Source organism: Bacillus sp. SIMBA_154, from assembly GCF_046536015.1.
Lineage (GTDB): Bacteria > Bacillota > Bacilli > Bacillales > Bacillaceae > Bacillus > Bacillus pumilus_P.
In genome coordinates this window covers 1-331 of sequence record NZ_JAWJBV010000123.1, presented here as the reverse complement: position 1 = coordinate 331, position 331 = coordinate 1, and the positions used below count along the sequence as shown (strand labels likewise).

The following is a 331-nucleotide window of genomic DNA, read 5'->3' as shown; positions in this document are numbered from 1 at the left end:
CTCGCTGACAGGGCCAGCTGAAGTGCTTGTTTTTGTGTAAGGTCATTAGGTGAAGTTTTTGCGGTCGCCGCAGTGCCCAATGACAGAATCAATGTAATAGTAGTGAGGAATAATAGCCATTTTTTCATGATATAATCTCTCCTTCAATCAATCTCTTTCTCTTATGTTACAAATGTTACAATAATTACGGTGAGATTACAATACCTTTTCAGAAATATTTTCCGGACTTTTTATTTTTATGGTTTATTTCCATGTAAGACGTGAGAAAAAGATAAAGAGTTTCATTGAACAAAAGGTTTTTACAAGCTGTCTGCTGAATAATAAAATGGAA

At 34.4% G+C, this 331-nt stretch carries 1 pseudogene; it reads right to left on the bottom strand.

The features are described 5' to 3' along the window. Positions 1-128: pseudogene (locus R0K30_RS21400) on the bottom strand (hypothetical protein); the annotation flags it as partial. Positions 129-331: the final 203 nt, after the last annotated feature.